This window comes from Pseudomonas sp. USHLN015, from assembly GCF_037153275.1.
Lineage (GTDB): Bacteria > Pseudomonadota > Gammaproteobacteria > Pseudomonadales > Pseudomonadaceae > Metapseudomonas > Metapseudomonas tohonis.
In genome coordinates, this window is the sequence record NZ_JBBCKP010000049.1 from 1 (window position 1) to 223 (window position 223).

The following is a 223-nucleotide window of genomic DNA, read 5'->3' on the forward strand; positions in this document are numbered from 1 at the left end:
ACAGTCGTAACCATCGGTCATCGAGCAGGTTGCCCCGTGCTGCGCGTGCAGGCGCTGGTACAGCTCCGAGCAGTACTGGATGCCTCGGTCGGAGTGATGCACCAGGGGGGGTCCGCGTCGTGCGGTACCGCAGCGCCTGGCTGTAGGCTCGGGCCACCGACTCGGCATGCAGGCTGTCGTGGACGTGATGGCCGACGATCTTGCGCGAATAGGCATCGGTGAC

General features: G+C 65.9%; 1 pseudogene. It reads right to left on the bottom strand.

The annotated features are described in order from the left end of the window. Positions 1-223: pseudogene (locus tag WFQ67_RS30280) on the bottom strand (DDE-type integrase/transposase/recombinase); the annotation flags it as partial.